This window comes from Dietzia sp. DQ11-38-2 (assembly GCF_014145055.1).
GTDB lineage: Bacteria > Actinomycetota > Actinomycetes > Mycobacteriales > Mycobacteriaceae > Dietzia.
The window spans coordinates 1-1712 of record NZ_JAALDW010000021.1 but is presented as its reverse complement, the minus strand read 5'-3'; the positions used below and the strand labels follow the sequence as shown (position 1 = coordinate 1712).

The following is a 1712-nucleotide window of genomic DNA, read 5'->3' as shown; positions in this document are numbered from 1 at the left end:
CAGCACCGCGGGGAGGGCGGCGGGGAGGAAGAACGAGGCGCGCGGGGCCTCGATGGTCTCCGGGGTGCTGTGCACCGGTTCGGGCCCGGGACCCGCCGGCGGGCCGTGGGTGACGAACCCGCCGAGCAGGAAGCGCGCGGAGTAGGCGAAGGTGAACGTGGCGGCGAACACCGCCAGCGCGCCGAGCGCGGGACCGGCCCACGCGCCCCCCGGCGCGTCGAGCATGGACTTGAACATCCACTCCTTGGACACGAAGCCCAACAGAGGGGGCAGCCCCGCCATCGATGCCGCGGCCAGGCCAACACCGATCGCGGTGCCGGGCATGATGCGGTACAGCCGCGGCAGGCCGCTCATGGCGCGGGTGCCGGTCTGGTGGTCGACCACGCCCACGAACATGAACAGGGACGACTTGAACAGCGCGTGGGCGATGGTGTGGATGATCGCGGCGACCATGGCGGCCGGGGTGCCCACGCCGATCGTCGCCACCAGGAAGCCCAGCTGGCTGATCGTGGAGTAGGCGAGCAGTTCCTTGAGGTCGTCGCGCTGCATGGCGAACACGGCGCCGAGGACCGCGGTGGTCATACCGCAGGTGATGAGCAGCAGATTCCACACCGGGACGTCGTGCAGCGCCTCGGAGAACCGCAGCAGCAGGTAGATGCCGGCCTTGACCATGGCGGCGGCGTGCAGATACGCGCTGACCGGGGTCGCCGCGACCATCGCGTCGGGCAACCACGCCTGGAACGGGAACTGGGCGGACTTGGTGAACGCGGCCATGGCGATGAGCACCGCGATGACGGCCGCGAAGGCGGGGTCGGCGGACCACACCGGGTCGACCAGGATCTCCGACAGGACCGTGGTACCGGTGCGGACCACCATGAGCGCCGCGGCGGTGAGCAGACAGAGCCCGCCGGCGACGGTGACGAGCAACGTCCGCACGGCGGGTTGCGTGCCCTTGGGGCCCGCGAGCGTGATGAGGAAGAACGAGCAGAGGGTCGTGAATTCCCATGCGACGAAGAGCACCACCACGTCGTCCGCCAGGACGAGCCCGAGCATGGACGCGGCGAACAGCGTCATCAGGCCGTAGTACCCACCGTGGCCCGAGCCGCGTCCGAGGTACCGGGACGAGTAGGCCATCACCACGGCCCCGATCCCGAGGACGATCATGGTGAACACGCGGGCCAGCGGATCGAGGGACAGACGGAGTTCGACACCGAGTGCGGGCATCCACTCGACCGACGCGACGGTGTCGACGGGGATGGCGAACCAGATGTACAGGGCGAGGCCGCCGAGCATGGCGGCGAGCGGCCACCCCGCGTCCCGCCCCATCGTGCGGGCCAGCAACGGTGAGATCGCCGCGATGCCGAAGGCCACTGCGAGGGCGAGGGTCAAGGTCACGTGCCGTTGGCTCCGGTGGTGGTCGGGGTGGGCGTCGGAACAGACCCGTGGGAACCGAGCCCGCGGACCCAGGTTAACACTCCCGATCGGGACGGATTCGAGCAGGATTCAGGGGCATGCCGAATGACCTGCGGGAACGGGTGCTCTACATCACTACCATCCACGGCATGCCCCCCACCCCCATCCCCAGTGCAGCCGACAGGACGGACGACCCGGCGGATGAGCCCGCGGACGGCCGGACCGACGACCGGACCGACGACCGGGAGCGTGACCCGGCGGGTGAGCCGGTCGCCGCGACCCCGGACGCACCGGGGCCC

1 protein-coding gene is annotated in these 1712 nt (G+C 70.5%); it reads right to left on the bottom strand.

What is annotated here, in order from left to right; translation table 11 throughout:
- Positions 1 to 1395, bottom strand: a 1395-nt coding sequence (locus tag G6026_RS00865; protein WP_347238047.1) for a proton-conducting transporter membrane subunit, incomplete at its 3' end; no start/stop codon positions are given.
- Positions 1396 to 1712 lie beyond the last annotated feature (317 nt).